Genomic DNA, 20712 nt, shown 5'->3' on the forward strand with positions numbered 1-20712 from the left:
GTTAAATTGATAAATGTAACTTTTACACACCATAGATTTCACTCAATTAAATTGAGCTTAACTTCATATGTACGACATAAGTTTACTAATAAAAAAACAAATAGGAGGAAATGTCTTGGCAAAACTTTTATACAAATTAGGCAAATTTATCGCTGAGCACAAATGGTTAAGCATTATTTCATGGCTTATCATTCTTGGCGTAATTATCACACCACTATTGATAAGCTCCCCAAAATTCGATAGTGATATCACTATGAATGGACTTAAATCATTAGACACAAATGACAAAATGTCTAAAGAATTCCATCAAGATAGTGAGAAGGCATCGATGAAAATTGTGATTCATTCTGATAAAAAGAATGGCATCACTGATAAAAATACTAAAAAAGACATAGAAAAAGCTTTAGATAATATTAAACAAGACGATGATTACGTACAAAATGTAAGTAATCCATATGAAACAAATCAAGTAAATGATGATAAAGATACTGCTATTGCAACAGTAAACTATGTTGTAAATCAAACATCATTACAAGATTCTTCTAAAAAAATTATCAATCGAGAAATGAAAGATGTTAAAGATGACCACAATGTTCAAATAGAACAAACAACTGGAAGCTCAATGAATTCTGAAATTGGTGGTAATTCAGAACTTGTTGGTATCATCACAGCATTTATTATTTTATTAATTACATTTGGCTCATTAATCGCTGCAGGTATGCCGATTGTAAGTGCCTTAATCGGTTTAGCTTCAAGTGTGGGAATCATTTCATTACTAACTAATGTATTTGACATTCCAAACTTCACATTGACGCTAGCAGTAATGATTGGTTTGGCAGTTGGTATCGACTACTCCTTATTTATTTTATTTAGATATAAAGAAATTAGGAAAAAAGGTACACCTCCTGTTGAATCCATCGCTTTAGCAGTTGGAACAGCCGGAAGCGCCGTTATCTTTGCCGGATTAACAGTAATGATTGCTGTCTGTGGATTATCATTAGTAGGTATTGACTTCTTAGCAGTTATGGGATTCTCTTCTGCACTTAGTGTTTTATTTGCTGTATTAGCAGCCTTAACACTATTACCTGCATTAATTAGTGTATTCCATAAACAAATTAAGATTAAAAACAAACCAGAAAATAATAAAGACCCTAAAGATCATAAATGGGCAAATTTCGTAGTTGGTAAACCTATAATTGCAATTATTATTAGTTTAATCATTTTAATTATCGCTATCATACCTGTATCCGGAATGAGATTAGGTATCCCAGATGATAGTCTTAAAGCTAATGATTCATCAGCACATAAAGCTTACAACTTAATCACAGATAACTTTGGTGCAGGCTATAATGGACAAATTGCAATGCTTGTTAATACTAAAGATGGCGGTAGCAAAAAATCTATCGAATCTGATTTAAACAGCATGAGAAAAGATATTAAAGACATGGATAATGTAGATACTGTGGAAAAACCACAATTAAATGATAATAATCATTATGCACTTATCCAAGTTATTCCAGAAGATGGTCCTAACGCTAAATCTACAAACGATTTAGTTTATGATTTACGTGATTACAATAAAGATGCTAAAGAAAAATACGATTTCAATTCTGAAATAACAGGTCAAAGTGTTATTAACATTGATATGTCAGAAAAACTTAACAACGCTATTCCAGTATTTGCAGGCGTTATCGTATTATTAGCCTTTGTATTATTAGTATTTGTCTTCCGTTCAATCCTTGTACCATTAAAAGCAGTACTTGGTTTCGTACTTTCATTAATGGCTACATTAGGTTTCACAACTTTAGTAATGCAAGATGGTTTCTTAGGTGGCTTATTCGGTGTCGAAAACACTGGACCAATATTAGCCTTCTTGCCAGTTATAACAATAGGCTTACTCTTCGGTTTAGCTATCGACTATGAATTATTCTTAATGACACGTGTTCATGAAGAATATAGTAAGACTGGCGATAACGACCACTCTATTAGAGTAGGTATTAAAGAAAGTGGCCCAGTTATTGTTGCTGCAGCATTGATTATGTTCAGTGTGTTTATTGCTTTCGTTTTCCAAGATGATATGGCAATTAAATCAATGGGTATTTCTCTAGCATTCGGTGTTTTATTTGATGCATTTGTAGTACGAATGACATTAATTCCAGCATTAACAAAATTATTCGGTAAAGCTTCATGGTACATGCCTAAATGGTTGCGTAACATCCTCCCTGAATTAGATATCGAAGGTAAAGCATTAGAACAAGATTCAAATAGAGCTAATTCTCAAGCACATTATAATGAAGATAATTATAATGCTTATGCCGATGACCGTCGTCAAAGAGAAGATAGAAATAGCGTAAGCAACCAATATCGTTCAGATGAGCAACGTCGTTTCCATAATGAAAATGGACAACATTATAACGACAATCGTGATCACTCAACATATACTAGTGAATCGCACTTATCTCGACTTTCTTCAAACGAACCTAATGATGATGTAGATTATGAATCTTTATATAACAAAGAAGGAAATGGACAATATGTTGGTAATCGCAGAAATGATGATTACAGACACTACGATAGTCCAAATAATTATGATAACCATAACACTTCGTACGCACGTCGTTCTCAATCAAATCAACAAAGCAATGAAGTACGTACGACTGAATTATTTAAAGATTTATCAAGTAAATCAAATGGTCAAGATGTGTTATTCCATGCTCTAATGTTATATGCAAGAGAAAATGATCACGATGTTTATAATCAATATAATCATCACTCTGATCAACAATCTCATGACGACACTCAACGTAATAACGATAGAGATAGATATTAATTTTTAATAGGAGGAAATGCTGAATGTTTAAAACAAGAAGTTTAAAACTTTTAGGCCTATTTGCCACTATTGCCTTAGCCATTGTGCTAAGTGCATGTGGTAACGGTGGCGGAAGTTCATCAAAAGAAAAAGGCACATCACTTGGTAATAAAGAAATCGAATTACCTTACGTTGCTAGCGATAACTCTGCACCACGTACATTAGTCATTGCTGAAGTTTTAAAGAAAGCTGGTTATGATGTAACAACAACACCTGTTCAAGCAAGTGGCCCGTTATATGCTTCTGTAGCTGAAAATCCGGATTCATTCCATGCATCAGGTATTTTCCCATCTACAGATAAAAGCTATTATAATAAATTCAAAAGTAAATTATCAGTTTATGACAAAGAAAATCTTGTAGATGACGTTAAAGTTGGCTTGGCCGTACCAAAATACGAACAAGATATCGATTCTATTGCTGATCTTAAAGACAGTAAAAAATTCGATAAAGACATTCAAGGTACTGACGCAAGAAATGGCGTTATGAAACAAACTAAAAGTGAATTAGATGAAGATAATTTAGACGGCTATAGTCTTAAAGAATCTTCAGACCAAGATCAATTTAAAGCGATTCAAAAAGCTTATAAACAACAACAACCAATCCTATTTACAGCAATGGATTCAAGTTGGTTCTCTAAAGAATTAGATGTAAAAATGTTAAAAGATCCAGATAAAATCTATGGTAAAGAAGATCAACATATCAATTTAGTATTCAACAAAGAATTTAAAGAAAATCATCCAGCTGCGTATACAATTGCAACACGCATGTCAGACGACTGGAGCAAAAAAGATGAAGATCAATTAGCTAAGAAAATCTTCAAAGACCAAAAAAATCCAGAACAAGTTGCAAAAGATTATGTAGATGACCACGACAATAAAGTAGACGAATGGTTAGAAGGCATCGACCACTAATCTTAGCTACGAATTAATAACTCCGAGTAACAATCATGTAAAGGACTTGAAAATGAAGACATTCTCAAGTCCTTTTTTGTGTATTTAATTGAAGATAATTGTTTAGTTTATGTAAAAACCATTTATATTTGGTAAGATAAAATTATTCGTGATACATTACTAAATAAACATTGTTATTATTAATTAACATTATTACTTGAGGAGTCATAGTTATGCCAACATCAACACAAAAACGCATGATTAAACATATTAATCAAACTGCCTTTGAATTGTTACACCATAATCATTTTGATGAAATTACTGTACAAAAGATTTGTGAAGCAGCCGAAATTAACAGAAGTACATTTTATCGATATTTTCAAGATAAATATGATCTACTTCTACCACTTACAGAATTCTTAATGGAAGAAGAAGTAGTGAAGTATGATGGCCATAATGCTTCAACAGATGCGTTCGAACTGTTTATCCATTTTATTGATAGTAACAAACGCGTTTTTAAAAATTTATTAGTAGCTTCAAGACAAGAAGATGTATTTCGTCTGTTCACTCGATATGGTAGTGAAAAAATGATTGAAGAAGCACAAAACAATAATGACCCTCTTTCTAATAAAATTAATAATAGTAAATTCCCACAATTAATTGCTGATTTTTATAGTAGTGGTTTAATAGAAATTATTCGTCGGTGGGTTGAAAATGACTATAGTTATTCAGCTGATGAAATTTTAGAAGCTTTATATGATAGTTTGGATATCAATATCCCCTCTTGTTATAGCAGACAAACACAATTTGACAACCAAAATTGACAGTGTTAACTTTAACTAGAATGACTATTCTATTTTTAATGAGTGATGAAGATGTCCAAGAAGAAACAAGATTTATTAGAAGTAGCTGAACGATTATTTTATCAACACGGTTTCCATGGTGTTGGTCTCAAACAAATTATTCAAGAAGCTAATGTAGCCACAATGACACTTTATAATCATTTTGATTCAAAAGAAAAATTAGTAGAAGCTGTCCTTAAACAACGTGAATCACGTTATTGGCATTATTTAGAAGATGGTGTTAATCAATCTCCTCATCAACCTTTTATTTCAGCTGTTGATGCACATTGTAAATGGTTAGAAGACTATTCTTATACTGGAGATATGTTTATGAGAGCTATCGAAGATTATAGTGACAGTGATAGTAATATAGAATCTATCGCTCGTGGTCATAAAGAGCGTCTTTTAAACTTTCTTGAAAATTTAGCTACTCGATCTAACTTTAAAAATGGTCGTGATTTAGCGATTAGATATACTTTACTTATGGAAGGTACAACTTCTATGACAACACTATTAGGTGTAGATGAAGCGACAAAGCATGCACGTTATATTGCACATCTATTTATAGATGAAGCAACCAAATACAATTAATATTTGAGATTGATGTTTTCATCAATCTCTTTAATTTCAACCTAAAATAGAATGAACGTTCTATATAAAAGAGGGAGTGATCATATAATGAATTTCTATAAACTTGTATTTCCAGGTATTGCCATGATTGCTACAATCTATGGTTTAGGTAGATTTAGTTTTGGCCTATTTCTCCCTGATATTTCTAAAGATTTACATTTAAGCGCTTCAAGTGCTGGAATTATATCATCTTTATTTTATTTATCTTATTGTTTTACCATCATCTATGCTACGTTAAGAACTGCAAAAACTGGTCCTAAATATATGATTATGTTAGCTAGCTTATTAGTTATTTTAGGTTTAATCACCATTAGCATAGCCTCCAATGCATTGACGCTTTCTTTAGGTGTTATATTTGCTGGAGCGAGTTCGGGCCTTATCTCTCCACCTTATGGTTATGCTATTTCATTATGGATTAAATGGGAACAACAAGGTAAAGCTAACACATGGATTAATTCAGGTACGAGTATGGGTTTAGTGTTTACTGGAATAACTGCTATGTTAGTTTTTATAGATTGGCGTTCAGTATATTTAATTTATGGTATTATCGCCATTTTAATTACCGTATGGAACTTCTTTATTATTCCGTCTTTAAAACACAACATAAACATAAATCCAGGTTCTCTTAATATTCTAGATATAAGTGCCAGTAAAAGAATTATCTTTGCATCTACAATATTAGGTATTTCAACTGCACCATATTGGACCTTTTCAAAATCATATGTTCAAAATACTGATCACTACTCGCCTATCGCTTTATCTATATTTTGGATACTTATTGGTGTAGCTGGTGTATTAGGCGGTATTTCCGGTCGAATGATTGATCAATACGGACTTAAGTTCTCATATTTTTTAGGTGTCATTTTAATGGCAGCTGCATCTATTCTACTGGCATTAACACCTTTTATTTGGATAGTACCTTTCCTAGCTTCTTTACTTTTTGGAGCAAGTTATATATTCATTACAGGTGTATTGCTTGTTTGGGGAGTTAAATTATTCGTTAAAAACGCTTCTCTTGGTATAGGAATTCCATTTTTAATGTTAGCAGTAGGACAAGTCATTGGTTCTGTTTTAGCAGGCCCTATTGTAGAAGAATTAGGTTATACATTCACCTTTGTAATATATGGCATTATTGGTTTAACACCAGTCTTAATCTATCCAAAAGTCGAAGTTAAACCTCCGAAAGTTAATATCGACGATGAATATACTAAACTACAAAAAGCAAATAAAGATTTACTATAGATATAAAAGAAAGCTCCTCAAAGTGAATTGAGGAGCTTTCTTTGTTTATATTAATCTTCATTTTTATTATCGAAATTTCTTCCTTCTAGTCCTGCTAATTCTTCTTTAGATGCATGTGGTGCTTTCATCTCAAACACTTTATCTACAACAGTGTAATCATAATATCCTAAACGTGCAATTGGACGAATTGAAGGTATATCTAGCTTTCCATCTTCAGTAATCACTTTATCATCGATATGAACTTGAGCAACACGACCAATTACAATATCCACTGTAGATACCGGGTCACCAGTTGGTATACGAATAGTTTGAACATATTCACATTCAAAATGAACAGGAGATTCCTTAACTCTATATCCAGGTGCTTCAATACATTCTTCTTTAGTCACACCAGCATATTCAAATTCGTCTTCTTCGGGTGCTAACGCTTTGGATGATAAATTAACAGCTTCTCTTAAATCATAAGTCGCCATATTCCAAACAAACCAACCTGTTTCTTCTGCATTTTTCACTGTATCTTTACGTTCGTGGTCTCCTAAAACAGATTGATTAGCGGCAAACATAACCATTGGCGGGTCCCATGTTAGATTCTGATATTGACTATAAGGTGCTAAATTATCTTTACCATCCTTAGAAACAGTTGATATCCATCCTATAGGTCTTGGTACTGTACTACTTTTAAATGGATCATGTGGTAATCCATGAGATTTAGTGCCTTGCTTTGGTGAATAATTCATTGTTCCTCACCCCTATTAAATATTTATATTTCTTCAAGCATACAATAACTTTATTGATAATTCTAATACTAAAAAACGATTTACTTATAGTCACATACTATAAATAAATCGTTTAAAAATAATTAATAACTATTAATCTAACTATATTCGCTTAACTTTTGTTTAATAAGCGTTAGCATCACTAGGCATAAATAATGATACGATAAATGCAACAAGACCTATACAAGCGATTGAAGCAAACATCATAAAGTAACTAGACAACTCACCAATATAAATCATTATTATTGGAGCAATGGCTGTTCCCATAAATAATATCACTGTATTTACAGATAAAAAGAATCCTTGGTTACGATTAACTGTAATTCCTACTTTTGAAATGACTGAAGGGATTGCAAAGGCAATACCAGCTACAAACGTAACGCTAAAAATAGTTATGCAAATAATGTTAGTAGTCATTCCCATAACTAAAAGTGAAATTGTACTTGTTAATAAAGCTAATGAGATCAATCGTTTGATACCTATACGACCGCTCAAACGTCCAGCTAATAATGATAGCAACATACCAATAACACCAAATAGTTTTACTAATGATGCTGTAGAAATGTCACCATTCAATTTATCAGATAGTATATATAAATTTAAAATAGCGTACATACTAATAAACATAATCAATAAAGTAAATGAAATGAATAAACAGTAAATAACTTTTAAATTATCTCGAAAGTCTTTGAAGTTATTAAAAAATTTAAGTAATTTAACATCAGTATTTCTGCGAGGACTTTCAGGTACAAATTGATAAATAACAAATACCAATAACAAATATAATACTGTTAAAGTAAAATACACCCAATGCCAATTTAAATGATGAACTATCATTTCACTTAAATTTTGTCCTAACACACCAGATAACATAAAACTTGTACTAATAAAGCTAATTGCTGTAACTCTCTTTTTAGCAGGGTAAGTTTCTGTGGTATAAGTAATGGCTACTGGAGAAAATGCAGCGGCAAATATTCCTTGTAACGCACGCATAACAAGTAATAATGTAAATGAATTTACAAAGCCAATAATAAAGCAAATCAATGTCAAACCACTTAATCCTATTAATATTGTTTTAATTCTCCCGTATTTATCAGAAATGGTTCCATAAAATAGACAGCTAATTGAATACATAATAGAGAAAATAACACCATTTAAAGTAGCAACAGATTGTGGAATGTGAAATGAATGTGCAAATGCTGCAGTAAGCGGAAGTGCAGTATATAAACTTCCCATAACGATAATTCCTGAGAAAAAGAGAATTGTAGTTATAAGATTATAATGACGTTGTTCTTCCATTTATCTTTATACTCCCTTCCTATTTTTTATTAACGTTACCTATTATTACACTTTAACTCATAAAACTAAAGAACCTATTTAATTTGCAAAAAATTTAAAATTTATAGCAAATTAAATGCCACGTTGATATACGCTGTAATTTGCTCATCTATCCCTTTTATAACCTGCAAACAATTCGTATTGACTTTCATCACTCTAAGATATATAATATATCTAGTATAAAAATTATATTAAATGGAGGTGACCCATATGAAAGTAGAATTAGGTTTAACATCTTTTGCTGATAACACTGTTATTCACATGCCAGAAGGTTCAGAATTACCTATCTCAAACGCGGAAAGAATTAGAAATATCGTTGAAGAGATTCAGCTTGCTGATCAATTAGGATTAGATGTGTATGGTCTTGGAGAACATCATAGAAAGGATTATGCAGTATCCGATCCTGTTACAGTATTAGCTGCAGCTGCTGCAAAAACATCTCACATTAAACTTTCCTCTGCCGTTACCGTATTATCGTCTGATGATCCAGTCAGAGTATACGAACGTTTTTCAACATTAGATGCCGTATCTAATGGTAGAGCTGAAGTAATGATTGGTAGAGGTTCATTTATTGAGTCATTTCCTTTATTTGGTTACAATTTAAATGACTATGAGGATTTATTTAATGAAAAGCTTCAAATGTTGCTAAAAATCAACAATCATGAAATGATAGATTGGGAAGGTAAATTACGACCTAGCATTGATAAGACAGGTATATATCCAAGAATAGAACATGGACAATTACCTATTTCAATTGCTACAGGAGGAACGCCTGAATCTTCTTTAAGAGCTGGTGCATTAGGTTTACCAATTACTTATGCTATTATTGGTGGTAATCCTAAACGTTTTACTCGCAACATTGAGATTTATAAATCTGTTGCTGAATCATATGGTCACAATCCTTCTGAACTGCCGATTTCAGTCCATTCTTGGGGCTATATTGCTGATACAGATGAACAAGCTAAACGTGAGTTCTTCCCGTCATTAAAAGCACATCAAGATATACTTGGTAGAGAACGCGGTTGGCCAACTTTTGATGAACAAGCCTTTGAAAGAGAAATTGGAAGCAATGGTGCGATATACTTAGGAAGTCCAGAGACTGTCGCACAAAAGATAATTGAAACTATAGAAACTCTAGGTCTTAATCGTTTTATGATCCATACACCAGTAGGATCAATGCCTCATGAAAAAACAATGCATTCAATTCGTCTTTTTGGGGAAAAGGTTAAACCTATAGTAGATAAATATTTTAAAGATAAATAGGAGGAAATATTATTATGATATTACGTTATGCTACAAATTTAAAACTTGCTAAAGAATTATACGATGCATCAAAACCAAAATTACAAGGTGATCAAGGTATGGTTGATACATTCACAAATGTATTCGGATTACCAGAACAATCTGTTAAATTAGCTGGTGGTGTTGAAGCTGCAGCTGCAGGTTTATTCGCAGTTAGTTTCTTAAGTAAAACAGCTTCACGTTTAGGTTCATTAGCTACTATTTCAGTATTAGGTGTAGCAACTTATAAACACTTTGAAGCTGGCCATGGTAAAAAAGGCGCACAACACGCATTAGACTTACTAGGATTAGCAACATTAAGTTTACTAGATACATTTGATGGTAAACGCAAATAATTTTGACCATAAAATAGACCACATCCTTGTGGTCTATTTTATTTATATTTATTTAACAAATGTAATGGAATATGACACATATGATGATCTTCAGGATAATGTTCTAATCTATCTTGATGTTCTAACGCACTTTTTACATAATTAGACAGAGGTAAGACTTCCACCTTTATTTTAAAACAATCTTCTCTTTGATTTATAAAGTCTTTCGCTTCTTGCAAATGTTGATCATCCTTACTATAAAAACCTGTTCTATATTTTTTACCTACATCATGCCCTTGTTTATTTACACTATATGGATCAATGACTTCAAATAAATACTCCATAATTTTATATATTGTTAACACTTCAGGATCATAAGTTAATTTTACGCATTCTGCATATCCATCATAATTCCCATCTAATGTTTGAGTCTTTCCATTGGCTCTTCCAGCTTCTGTTGAAATAATGCCTGGTATTGTTTTAAAAAATGCTTGCACTCCCCATAGACATCCACCAGCCACATATACTGTTTCCATACTATTCACCTCTTTAGTTGAATTATACAAAAATAAATTAAAAGTACTTATTACTTCTCTATATAACAAAATATTCATAAACAACCAATGCAAAGTGACAAAACTGTTATTCAATTGACACCTCATACATAGGTCTTTTAAAAGTTTAAATGATATCTTTAATTTAGATATTAAATAGCTTTAATCATTTACCATTTACTCAAGGGGAGATCTATTTGTTTCATCAATCTATCAAATATTTTATCAGTGCTATTGTCATTGCTATAGCTTTATTACTTAATTTCAACCAAAATGTTTTAGCTACTACAAACGAAGATCCACATAAAAACCACATTTCAAATCAAAAAGATAATACATATACATTTAAGACAACAAAAGAAAGACATGTGCAACAAATGAAATTGTTGCCTGAAACTGGTCAAAACAGAAAGCATACACCCCTCCTAGGGTTAGTAGTGCTTTTAGTATTAGGTATTACTTTTATCTTTATAAAACGAACTTCATCTAAAAAATAATATATTTTATATTAATTTCTCCTTTCTTAAACTTTCATAAATTAATCTTTTTTTCATATAAGTATCGATAAATACCAACTTCTTATAGTTTTTATCGATACTTTTTTCTATAGTTAAATCGAATTAACGACAATTAAATAATATTAAATTATATTTAATTAAATAAAATAAAAAGAATTCATTTCAAAACTTAAATTCCATAAACATTTTTTAAAAAAATATATATTTATATTGACTTAAAAATATCTGATGTTATATTTGAATCGTAAATAAATTTTTTGGAGGTTTTTATATGAAAGCAAAATTTTTCACAGCTAGTTCTTTGTTAATTGCAACTTTAACGTCCGCTACTCTTCTCAACTCAGCACAAGCCGACACTATGTCCACGCAACATCAAGATAATAACCAACAAGTTAAACAGAGCCAACACCAAAAGAAATCTAACATTCAGAACAAAGACAACATTAAACCTATCGAGAAAAAAGAAAGAGCAAATGTTATATTACCTAACAATAATAGACACCAAATTACAGATACGACTTTAGGACACTATGCACCAGTAACTTTCATTCAAGTCAAAACTAATGGCGGTACTGCAATTGCATCAGGTATCGTAGTTGGTAAAGATAAACTTTTAACAAATAAACATGTCGTCGATGCTACTAATGGTAATCCACAAAATCTAACTGCAGCCCCTTCCGCTATTAATGAAAATGACTTCCCTAATGGTAGCTTTACTGCTGAAAATATCACTAAATATCCTGGTAACGCTGATTTAGCTATCGTAAAATTCTCTCCTAATCAAAACGGTGAAAATATTGGAGATGTTATTCAACCAGCAACAATAGACGGTAATGTAGATTCAGAAACTAACCAACCTATTACTGTAACTGGATATCCTGGTGACAAACCACTTGCTACTATGTGGGAAAGTAAAGGTAAAATCACTAAACTTCAAGGCGAAAATATGCAATATGATTTAAGTACTACTGGTGGTAATTCCGGTTCCCCAGTATTTAACTCAAGAAATGAACTTATCGGTATTCATTGGGGTGGCGTTTCTAATGCTTATAATGGTGCGGTTTACTTCAATGATGATGTATTAGATTTCTTAGAACAAAACATTCAAGATATTAACTTTGCAAATAATGACGATGGCAATGATGACGCCGCTTAATTTTAAAATATTTTAAATATAGCTATAAAATATCCATCTAATGGAGGTTTATAAATGCAAACTACATCTAAATACAAATTATTTAAGTTAGTTACTTTTTCTATCATTGTTGCTTTGCTGTTATCACTAAGCGCTATAACTAATATTAAAACAGCTCAAGCTAAACAAGATTCAGATCAACTTGAAATTAATGTAAAGAGTAACAAAGTACCTCAAAAAGTAGAACAATTAGCACAACAACAGTATGTTGGCTATGCACAAGCACTTGATAAACAACACAATAAGCAAAGTGGGAAATATCAATTAGGCGAACCTTTTAATATTTATAAATTTAATGGCGAGGAAGATAATAGTTATTATTATCCTATTTTGAAAGATGGCAAAATTGTATACACACTAACAATAAGTCCAAAAACAATTTCTGACTTAAAAAAATCTAAAGAAGACGCTAATTATAGCGTGAAAATATCTAATTTTATTGCTAATGATTTAGATAAAATTAAAGATAAAAATTCAAAAATCACTATCCTTACTGATGAAAAAGGATTTTACTTTGAAGAAGATGGCAAAATAAAATTAGTTAAATCTACACCACTACCTACTAACACTAAGGAAAAAGAAAGCAGTAAAACTGTTTCTTCAACACTCAAAAAACAATTAAACAATACATCTGAACCGACTAAAATTAAAGAAACTCAATATGCAGAAAATGAAAGTAATAATCAAGTTCAATATGAAAACACCCTAGATCATTTCAAAATTAGAGAACAACAATTTGATAATTCTTGGTGTGCAGGATTCAGTATGGCTGCCCTACTTAATGCTACAAAAAATACAGATAAATACAATGCATATGACATTATGAGAACTTTATATCCTAATGTTAGCGAAGCAGAATTACCACAATATTCTACTAATCCAAATCAAATGATAAGATACGGTAACTCACAAGGTAGAGATATCCAACATCAAAGTGGCATGCCTTCTTATAACCAAGTTGATCAATTAACTAAAGATAATAAAGGCGCTATGATTTTAGCACATAGTGTTGAAAACAGACCAAATGATCCTCATCTCGGTCACGCTCTAGCCGTGGTTGGTAATGCTCAAATTAATAATGAAGATAAAATTATCTATTGGAACCCTTGGGATACTGAATTATCTATTCAAGATGCAGATTCTAACTTATTACATCTATCATTCAACAGAGACTATACATGGGATGACACAATGATAGGTTATTAATTAACATAGTCATTGATATTGATTAGAGGTAGGTGAAAGTATGTATCAACTTCAATTTATTAATTTAGATTACAATCCATCAACACTCACAAAGAAACAGCTTAATTTGATTCAACAATTTTTAGGTAATTGGAAAAACCAATCACTTCAAAAATCAATTAGTATTCGATACGAAAGACATACTCATCTTAATCAATATCAAATTATTCAAATTGATTCTAACCATCAGCGTATCAAAATACTACCTGAAGATAATCAGCAAATAATATATACGTTAGACTATGAAGATGCACAACATATTTTAATACAAACATCGATTCATCATTCTTATGGCACTTCAAGACCAATAAGATATGAAAAATAAATTACATTAAAATCACAATATGAATAACGCCGTTCAAAGAAAGATACATTAAAGTATCCCCTTTGAACGGCGCTTTAATATGATTAATTAATGAGTAGTTGAACTCCTCTTACTATGTTAATGATAAATAGTATGCCTGAACCAATGATTAATATAGTAGCTAAAATAAATAATAGTACCATTAGTGTAGTGTTACTATCGTAAAATGCTGGTGCCATTGCAAAACATATTAAAGACACGACGATAAATAACCACGATAAAATATGATTGAATAATGCATTTCTAGAATGTGTAGATGCAGGTTTTTCACCCACAATCCAAACAATAAGTGGGAACAGTACGGGTGCAAAAAAGATACTTAAATAGCTTAACGATCCCAGTACATTATTGGTTCTATTATCCAATTCTCTATTGTTATCTTCCATCTGTTGCCACCTCTTTTTTTATTTTATTTCTTTGTATATACTCAATTATTTCCTAGGTTATTTATTTATACCTCTAGTAGCGTTGATTTACACATTATCGTCTATATATCCCATTTAATTAACTATCTAATAACATAACCCTGTTTACCTAATATATCTAAAATACTTTTAGCCTGTATATTCATACCTTTAGTACTGATAATTGGATAATTATAAAAATTTAATACTTGTTGTTCTAAATTTGTATCATTAAATAAAAATTGATGAGGATAATGTTCTAATAATTCTTCAGTAACAGCTTGTTTTAACGCTAGTATTTTAGCACCGTAATGCATACCTTCTATAAGTGGCAACCCAGTACTTTCTACTTCAGAGGTAAACAACAAATGATTACTACGGTAATAAGTCTGCATTTTCAAACAATCAATTGAACCAATAAATCTTACAGGTAGTTTTTCTTTACGACATTGCTTAAACATTCGTTTTATTGAACGTGTTTCATCTCCGTTTAATGTAATTTGTATATAAGAAGGAATTTGAAATTTCTTAATTGCTTGTCCCACTTTTACTACTAAATCAAAACGTTTATAGTTTTCAGTATTAGTCGGATAAAATAAATGGATGGCTTCATCATGTACTTCAGGGTACGAAGTAAATAGTTTTGGCTGACAAACTTGAACTTGGTCGTTATATGGTTCTACTAACTTTTTCATTTCATTAGTCTGAACAATAATACAATCTGCATCACTCACACTTTTTCTAATCTTTTTCTTTAATATATTCATTTTCAATCGCTTAAGCATACTATCTGATTGTTTGTACGATTCGTTTATGAATGCAAGTGCTTGATGAACATATAAAATCTGCTTTCCACTAAATCCCGAGACACCATAATTTAGTAATGACACAATACAATCTGGTTGTAATTTTTTTATCATGCGCTTTAATGTAACAAATTCAAAATAGATTCTGTGCAAAATTGAATATTTAATAAATGGAAACGTCATGCCTTTAACGTGTTTAGATTCATAGACTCGTCTTTTACTTGTAATAAATAGCCATTCATTATGTTTATCTTTTAATACTTCCTTATTAAAATAATCCGATATGGTTTTTGCTCCTCCATATTCACTTGCATAATCTAATACTAAAATCTTCATCTTTCCATCTTCCTAATCTATCATTAGAGGCTAACATTTAATCTTTCGAAATATTCACCATTAGAATTGATTTCAGTATATTTATAGCTAACCCCTACATTCATTTCTTTAATTGTTTGATCTGTTTCATCATCGCTTCTACATTTTGTTCGATCTTAAATTCACTTTCATAAAATCGGCGGGCATTCGTTCCCATTTCTGCTCTCAATGATTGGTTATCAGTTAATTGACTTACATATGTTAAACATTGGCGATAATCCCCATTATTCACCCAATATCCGCATTGCTGTTTGACAATTTCACTGCCAGCATCTGTATTACTATCAGTCATAGCAATCACTGGTTTACCAAACATAAAATAACTTGTTAGTCGTTGAGGGTAATTAGGTATAGTAAAACGTTCGTCTAAAAATATAAATCCTACATCACTTTCTTTTAACAGTTGATGATAGGCGCGTTGAGATAATCTCTGTATAGTAATTACATTGTCAATATGTTTAGTAGCTTGAACAACATCTTCAAATTCAGTGCCATTACCTACAATCACCATTTGAGCATTGGGTATTTTGTTAAATCCTTGTGCAACTGCTTTAATCTTGTCTGGTGATTGTGGTACGCCAATATTCCCACCATAGATAAATGTAACTTTTTTTGCATCTAAACCATATTGACGAAAGATTTTTGCCTTTTTATGACTAAATTTTTGTGAAATATCGTATAATCCATTTCTAAAAATGTGTATTTTATTTTTCACAATATTAGGATGATGATTTGTAATAAATTTCTCATTAGCTTCTGACATTACACCAATATAGTCTGAAACTTTGTATAGTAATGTTTCTTGCTTTTTAAAATATCGATACATAAAGCTATCTTCTTTTAACATATTTAAATCAACAGCATTTTGTGGAAATATATCCTTTAACAATAAAGCCGTTATTGCATTAAATTGTTGCTTCAAATCTCGAACTAGTGGCCCAATTGTGACAGGTGGGGTTGGGTATAGAATCAACTGAAACGTATCGTTAGGAAAATATTTACCAATGGCACGTTTAAATAATCGACTAATGATTAGCATACTAATGCCTCGTTCAATTGCATTTGTTTGATTAATATTTGTGGGTAATTTCACTCTTAATATCGATACATTATCTTCTTTAATTACATGCGTCTTTTCTACGTGTCGTCTCTCCAAAGGACAGAGCACAACAACGTCTTCATAATATTGTTTTAATTCATTAATTAAATCAGGATATAACCCAATGTCTTTAATCGTTGAAATATTGACTACCGTTAAAAATATTGCTTTCATGTCATCACCAAGTTGTTTTTATAAATTTATCATCGAAAGGCTATAACACTATAGTTTCGATTGAGTATATTGAATTGATAATTTATGTAAATTTTTTCTAAAAATCAAAGGCAATACTATAGCTGGTATACATATACCGCTATTAATCGCTAATAAGAAATAATAAGGACCTAAATTAAACACTTTGAGTAAAATAAACATTAATCCCAAGCTCACAATTACACCGCATAAATAAATGATTGCTTGTGAATAAACAATGTTCATTGCATTTAATAACGTTTGATAAGTAAAGGCAATAATAGATAACATCACTATAGTTGCGGTTAAAAAAATAAATATCCATTCGATTTGATATGATTTACCTATCCAAATATTTATGACTAAATTCACCATCCATGTCATGAAAAACATACTTATCAAAATCATGCATATAATGATCATTAATTTTTTATGTATACGTTTAATATCTTGAAACTGTTGCGCTGTTAATTTAGCTATCATTAACGTCCAAAGTGGGGATAAAATAACCGTTGCCATAGTTAAAAATATTGAAAATAGTTTATACGTTAATTGGAATTCCACGGAATAAAAAGGACTGAAAAAATAGCCAATAAGTAGTGGTCCTGAATTTAATAAAGTTAATGAAGCTACGTCTAATAAAAAGAAACCTCCACCAAGTGACAATAATGGTTTAATTAAATCCTTTCGATACCCACTCATGTCTAATTTGACTATCTTTCTATATTTCTTAAAATAAAATACTGTAAAAATCAAAGATACACTTACATTTATTGAAAAATAAATTACGCATAACGATACAACGCTGTGTAAGCCAATCATGTTCATCGCTAATATTAATAAAGTACTAATGAATAAATTTAAAAATTGCATCAAATTAACAATATAAGATTGAAAATGAGCATGATAAATATAAGTTATGGTATTTAAATAAAATACAAATGGAAACATAAAGAATGTGATTAAAAACATTTGATTTACGTCTGATTTTGAATTTTTTATATGAAATAATGTTGTCCAATCCACCCATTGATTAACGATTAACCCTGCATAAAGTAATATAATTAAGGGAACAATCATCGCTACGTATGTCGTGTTGATGACTTCGTTTATACCATGTCGATCTTTCTTTTGAATAGCAATTGTTAATAGATTCCTTAAAGAATTAGAAATACCAAAATCCATAATATAAAACCATGTCATTGTAGATAATATAATTAACCAGATGCCATACAATTCATCATTGTTTAAGTATTGATTTGTCACTCGATAGAACAAGAAATTTGCACATAGTGATAATCCTGTAAATAATCCAATTAAAAGAACATTATTTTTATAGCTTTGATTCATGTTGTAATTCCATTCCTTCTTTTAAATAAATGCCCCATAATATATAACAAAAAATGCCAGCATTCGTTGAACTAAACATAATCATTTCTCCCATATTAACGAGTAACGTCGATATAAATAGTACGATAGTTAAACGAAATGGATGCTGTACAATGAACAACATAAACACGAGATAGATCAAATAACAAATTAATCCGAAAATACCTGTAAATATAATTAATGCAAAGAAAATATTCCCCGCTTCAAAGGTAAAGTTAAGTAAATCTAAACTTGTATTATTCACTGGTATACCAAATCCTCCACCAAATAAAGGGTACTTATCTAGTGCGTCCATTAAATATTCAATTTGTATATATCGAGAATATAATGCTTGGTCACTTCGCTGTCCTTTAACTAAAAAGGCTTTAATGCGTTCCTGAATAAAAGGATTCATAAAAATGATTACTACAGTCATAACTACACTACCGAAAATCAACCATTTATAACGCTTATGCATATTCATCAATAAGAAATACAAGCAGACACAAACAACAAATGATAATACACCTGTACGTGAATTAGTTTTCACTAGTTCATAAGTGCCAATTGCTACTATAATAAGTTGGCATATAATAAATTGTCTTTGATAATTGATTGATACAAGTATAAGTGTCAAACCCATTACCATAATGATTGCAAATAAATTTGGATGATTCAGTATACCTTGAAACGAATAACCATTAAGCAATTTCCCTATTGGTTGATTAATATAAAATGACGAACTTATAATCAACAACTCGATGTATACGGCTAACCAAAATATCAATTTTTTAAAGTCTTTGATCTGTGAAATTAATAATACAATGATCATTAACGGTAAAAAATAATTGATTAATTTAAGAATTGCAACCAATGGAAAGGCTGATGTCAACAAACTCGTAATCGCATATATTGTCATTAATAAGCACGAACCAAACACAAATAATGACATTACTTTACTTGTCGCCCATTGTCTTGAAGATTGATATAAGAAATAGCTACCACAAATGAAAATCAAGACATATTTCATTATATTAATGAATAATTGACTACCTTCAAAATCAATACCAGGCGAAATAAAATAACGCATCATATAAAGAAATATAAGTTTAACGACACCTATCTCACCTTGTTTAATGAGCAGCAAAGAACAACACATTGTAATCAATAATAAAGTTTGATTCTGTATGCTTAAGATAAATAAAATAATCGTTAATAAACACTCAATCCAAAACGAAATATTGATTTTAATACTTTTCTGCATTTACTTTCTCCACACCGTATCATTAATGATATCTTTATAACTTTGTATAATTTTCACTACCTTTTGAGAAACATGTATATCTTTATAGTCATTTGCCTCAATGATTGGAGATGCATTATCTTGCATCTTTTTAACCAGCGCAACCGACTGTATGATATTGTCAAAATGGATGCCGCCTAATACAATCGTTCCTTTATCTACTACTTCCGGTCGCTCTGTAGAATTTCTTAGTAATACTGCTGGAAATTTAAGTATTGCAGATTCTTCAGATAAGGTACCACTATCTGATAACACAACATATGCATTTTTCTGTAAGGCATTATAGTCTATAAAACCAAATGGTCGTAAACGCCGTACTAAAGGATGGAAGTTCACTTGTTGTTCATCAATCATTTTCCAAGTTCTAGGATGTGTAGAATAAATAATAGGCAATTGATAGTGTTCAGCGATTTGATTAATCGCATCCATTAATGATTGAAAGTGGTCTTTGTGGTTAATATTTTCTTCTCTATGTGCAGAAACAACGATATATTGTTGTGTTTTTAAATTGAGTCGTTCTAACACATCACTCGCTTCTATTTTAGACAACTGCTCATGTAACACTTCTTTCATTGGTGAACCTGTAACAAAAATATGTTCTCGTTTAATCCCTTCATCTAATAAATAACGACGACTATGTTCTGTATAAGGTAAATTAATATCACTAATATGATCTACTATTTTACGGTTAATTTCTTCTGGAACATTTTGATCAAAACAACGATTGCCCGCTTCCATATGAAAAATAGGAATTTTCAATCGTTTGGCAGCAATAGCTGATAAACAACTATTTGTGTCACCAAGTATTAGCAATGCATCTGGTTTCTCTTTCTTTAATACGTCATAAGCCTTTTCTATAATATTTCCCATAGTTTGACCCAAATTATCACCAACTGAATCTAAATAATAATCTGGTTCTCTTAACGATAAATCTTCGAAAAACACTTGGTTTAAGGTATAGTCGTAGTTTTGTCTTGTATGCACTAATATGTGATTAAAGTAAGTATCACATGCTTTAATTGTTGCTGATAATCTTATAATTTCAGGTCTCGTACCTATAATCGTCATTAATTTCAACTTTTCCAT

At 30.9% G+C, this 20712-nt stretch carries 20 protein-coding genes; 11 read left to right on the forward strand and 9 right to left on the reverse strand.

Going from position 1 to position 20712, the window contains the following annotated elements; all coding sequences use genetic code 11:
- The first annotated feature begins 115 nt into the window (after positions 1-115).
- The 5 genes from LFT63_RS08235 (at position 116) to LFT63_RS08255 (ending at position 6473) form a co-directional block, all read left to right on the forward strand.
- Positions 116-2830 (forward strand): MMPL family transporter, encoded by a 2715-nt coding sequence (locus tag LFT63_RS08235; RefSeq protein ID WP_208970291.1) that lies wholly within the window; start codon positions 116-118, stop codon positions 2828-2830.
- A gap of 23 nt (positions 2831-2853) precedes the next feature.
- Entirely contained in the window at positions 2854-3780 is a 927-nt protein-coding gene (locus tag LFT63_RS08240) for a glycine betaine ABC transporter substrate-binding protein (protein WP_029055906.1), read from the forward strand.
- Between the two features lie 212 nt (positions 3781-3992).
- Positions 3993-4583: a TetR/AcrR family transcriptional regulator gene (locus tag LFT63_RS08245; RefSeq protein WP_017637252.1), complete on the forward strand. Its 591-nt coding sequence runs from the start codon at positions 3993-3995 to the stop codon at positions 4581-4583.
- Between the two features lie 51 nt (positions 4584-4634).
- Positions 4635-5192 (forward strand): TetR/AcrR family transcriptional regulator, encoded by a 558-nt coding sequence (locus LFT63_RS08250; RefSeq protein WP_017637253.1) that lies wholly within the window; start codon positions 4635-4637, stop codon positions 5190-5192.
- 87 nt (positions 5193-5279) lie between these two features.
- The gene (locus LFT63_RS08255; protein WP_029055904.1) at positions 5280-6473 is read left to right on the forward strand and encodes an MFS transporter; all 1194 of its coding nucleotides are present in this window, start codon (positions 5280-5282) and stop codon (positions 6471-6473) included.
- 50 nt (positions 6474-6523) lie between these two features.
- Here LFT63_RS08255 and LFT63_RS08260 read toward each other — a convergent pair whose 3' ends face one another.
- Complete coding sequence (locus tag LFT63_RS08260) at positions 6524-7210, reverse strand: flavin reductase family protein (RefSeq protein WP_017637255.1); 687 nt, start codon at positions 7208-7210, stop codon at positions 6524-6526.
- Between the two features lie 162 nt (positions 7211-7372).
- A complete protein-coding gene (locus LFT63_RS08265) occupies positions 7373-8548 on the reverse strand; it encodes an MFS transporter (RefSeq protein WP_046466935.1) in 1176 nt (391 codons plus the stop codon).
- Between the two features lie 249 nt (positions 8549-8797).
- Here LFT63_RS08265 and LFT63_RS08270 point away from each other — a divergent pair, with 249 nt between their 5' ends.
- Both LFT63_RS08270 and LFT63_RS08275 read left to right on the forward strand, forming a co-directional pair.
- The gene (locus tag LFT63_RS08270; RefSeq protein ID WP_017637257.1) at positions 8798-9850 is read left to right on the forward strand and encodes an LLM class flavin-dependent oxidoreductase; all 1053 of its coding nucleotides are present in this window, start codon (positions 8798-8800) and stop codon (positions 9848-9850) included.
- Between the two features lie 14 nt (positions 9851-9864).
- Positions 9865-10224, forward strand: a complete 360-nt coding sequence (locus LFT63_RS08275; protein ID WP_029055901.1) for a hypothetical protein — start codon at positions 9865-9867, stop codon at positions 10222-10224.
- Positions 10225-10262: 38 nt separating this feature from the next.
- On the opposite strand, the gene LFT63_RS08280 is transcribed toward LFT63_RS08275, so the two are convergent.
- The gene (locus LFT63_RS08280; RefSeq protein WP_029055900.1) at positions 10263-10739 is read right to left on the reverse strand and encodes a peptide-methionine (S)-S-oxide reductase; all 477 of its coding nucleotides are present in this window, start codon (positions 10737-10739) and stop codon (positions 10263-10265) included.
- 215 nt (positions 10740-10954) lie between these two features.
- On the opposite strand from LFT63_RS08280, the gene LFT63_RS08285 reads away from it, so the two are divergent.
- The 4 genes from LFT63_RS08285 to LFT63_RS08300 all read left to right on the forward strand — a co-directional run bounded on the left by LFT63_RS08285 (position 10955) and on the right by LFT63_RS08300 (position 14040).
- Entirely contained in the window at positions 10955-11254 is a 300-nt protein-coding gene (locus LFT63_RS08285; protein WP_029055899.1) for an LPXTG cell wall anchor domain-containing protein, read from the forward strand.
- A 292-nt stretch (positions 11255-11546) separates the two neighbouring features.
- A complete protein-coding gene (locus LFT63_RS08290; protein ID WP_029055898.1) occupies positions 11547-12431 on the forward strand; it encodes a trypsin-like serine peptidase in 885 nt (294 codons plus the stop codon).
- 54 nt (positions 12432-12485) lie between these two features.
- Positions 12486-13676, forward strand: coding sequence for a C47 family peptidase (locus LFT63_RS08295; RefSeq protein WP_029055897.1), 1191 nt, complete (start codon positions 12486-12488; stop codon positions 13674-13676).
- A 40-nt stretch (positions 13677-13716) separates the two neighbouring features.
- Positions 13717-14040, forward strand: a complete 324-nt coding sequence (locus tag LFT63_RS08300) for a cysteine protease inhibitor staphostatin B (RefSeq protein WP_029055896.1) — start codon at positions 13717-13719, stop codon at positions 14038-14040.
- Between the two features lie 83 nt (positions 14041-14123).
- On the opposite strand, the gene LFT63_RS08305 is transcribed toward LFT63_RS08300, so the two are convergent.
- The 6 genes from LFT63_RS08305 to wecB all read right to left on the reverse strand — a co-directional run bounded on the left by LFT63_RS08305 (position 14124) and on the right by wecB (position 20712).
- The gene (locus LFT63_RS08305; RefSeq protein WP_029055895.1) at positions 14124-14465 is read right to left on the reverse strand and encodes a DUF4870 domain-containing protein; all 342 of its coding nucleotides are present in this window, start codon (positions 14463-14465) and stop codon (positions 14124-14126) included.
- A gap of 122 nt (positions 14466-14587) precedes the next feature.
- Positions 14588-15625, reverse strand: a complete 1038-nt coding sequence (locus LFT63_RS08310) for a glycosyltransferase (RefSeq protein WP_029055894.1) — start codon at positions 15623-15625, stop codon at positions 14588-14590.
- 100 nt (positions 15626-15725) lie between these two features.
- Entirely contained in the window at positions 15726-16937 is a 1212-nt protein-coding gene (locus tag LFT63_RS08315; RefSeq protein WP_029055893.1) for a glycosyltransferase family 4 protein, read from the reverse strand.
- 48 nt (positions 16938-16985) lie between these two features.
- Positions 16986-18305, reverse strand: a complete 1320-nt coding sequence (locus tag LFT63_RS08320) for a hypothetical protein (protein WP_029055892.1) — start codon at positions 18303-18305, stop codon at positions 16986-16988.
- The gene (locus tag LFT63_RS08325; protein ID WP_029055891.1) at positions 18289-19587 is read right to left on the reverse strand and encodes an O-antigen ligase family protein; all 1299 of its coding nucleotides are present in this window, start codon (positions 19585-19587) and stop codon (positions 18289-18291) included. Before LFT63_RS08325 ends, LFT63_RS08320 begins: the two co-directional genes overlap by 17 nt.
- The gene (gene wecB, locus LFT63_RS08330; RefSeq protein WP_340768687.1) at positions 19588-20712 is read right to left on the reverse strand and encodes a non-hydrolyzing UDP-N-acetylglucosamine 2-epimerase; all 1125 of its coding nucleotides are present in this window, start codon (positions 20710-20712) and stop codon (positions 19588-19590) included. It abuts the gene before it with no gap.

The organism is Staphylococcus sp. FSL H8-0121, from assembly GCF_038008425.1.
GTDB lineage: Bacteria > Bacillota > Bacilli > Staphylococcales > Staphylococcaceae > Staphylococcus > Staphylococcus pasteuri.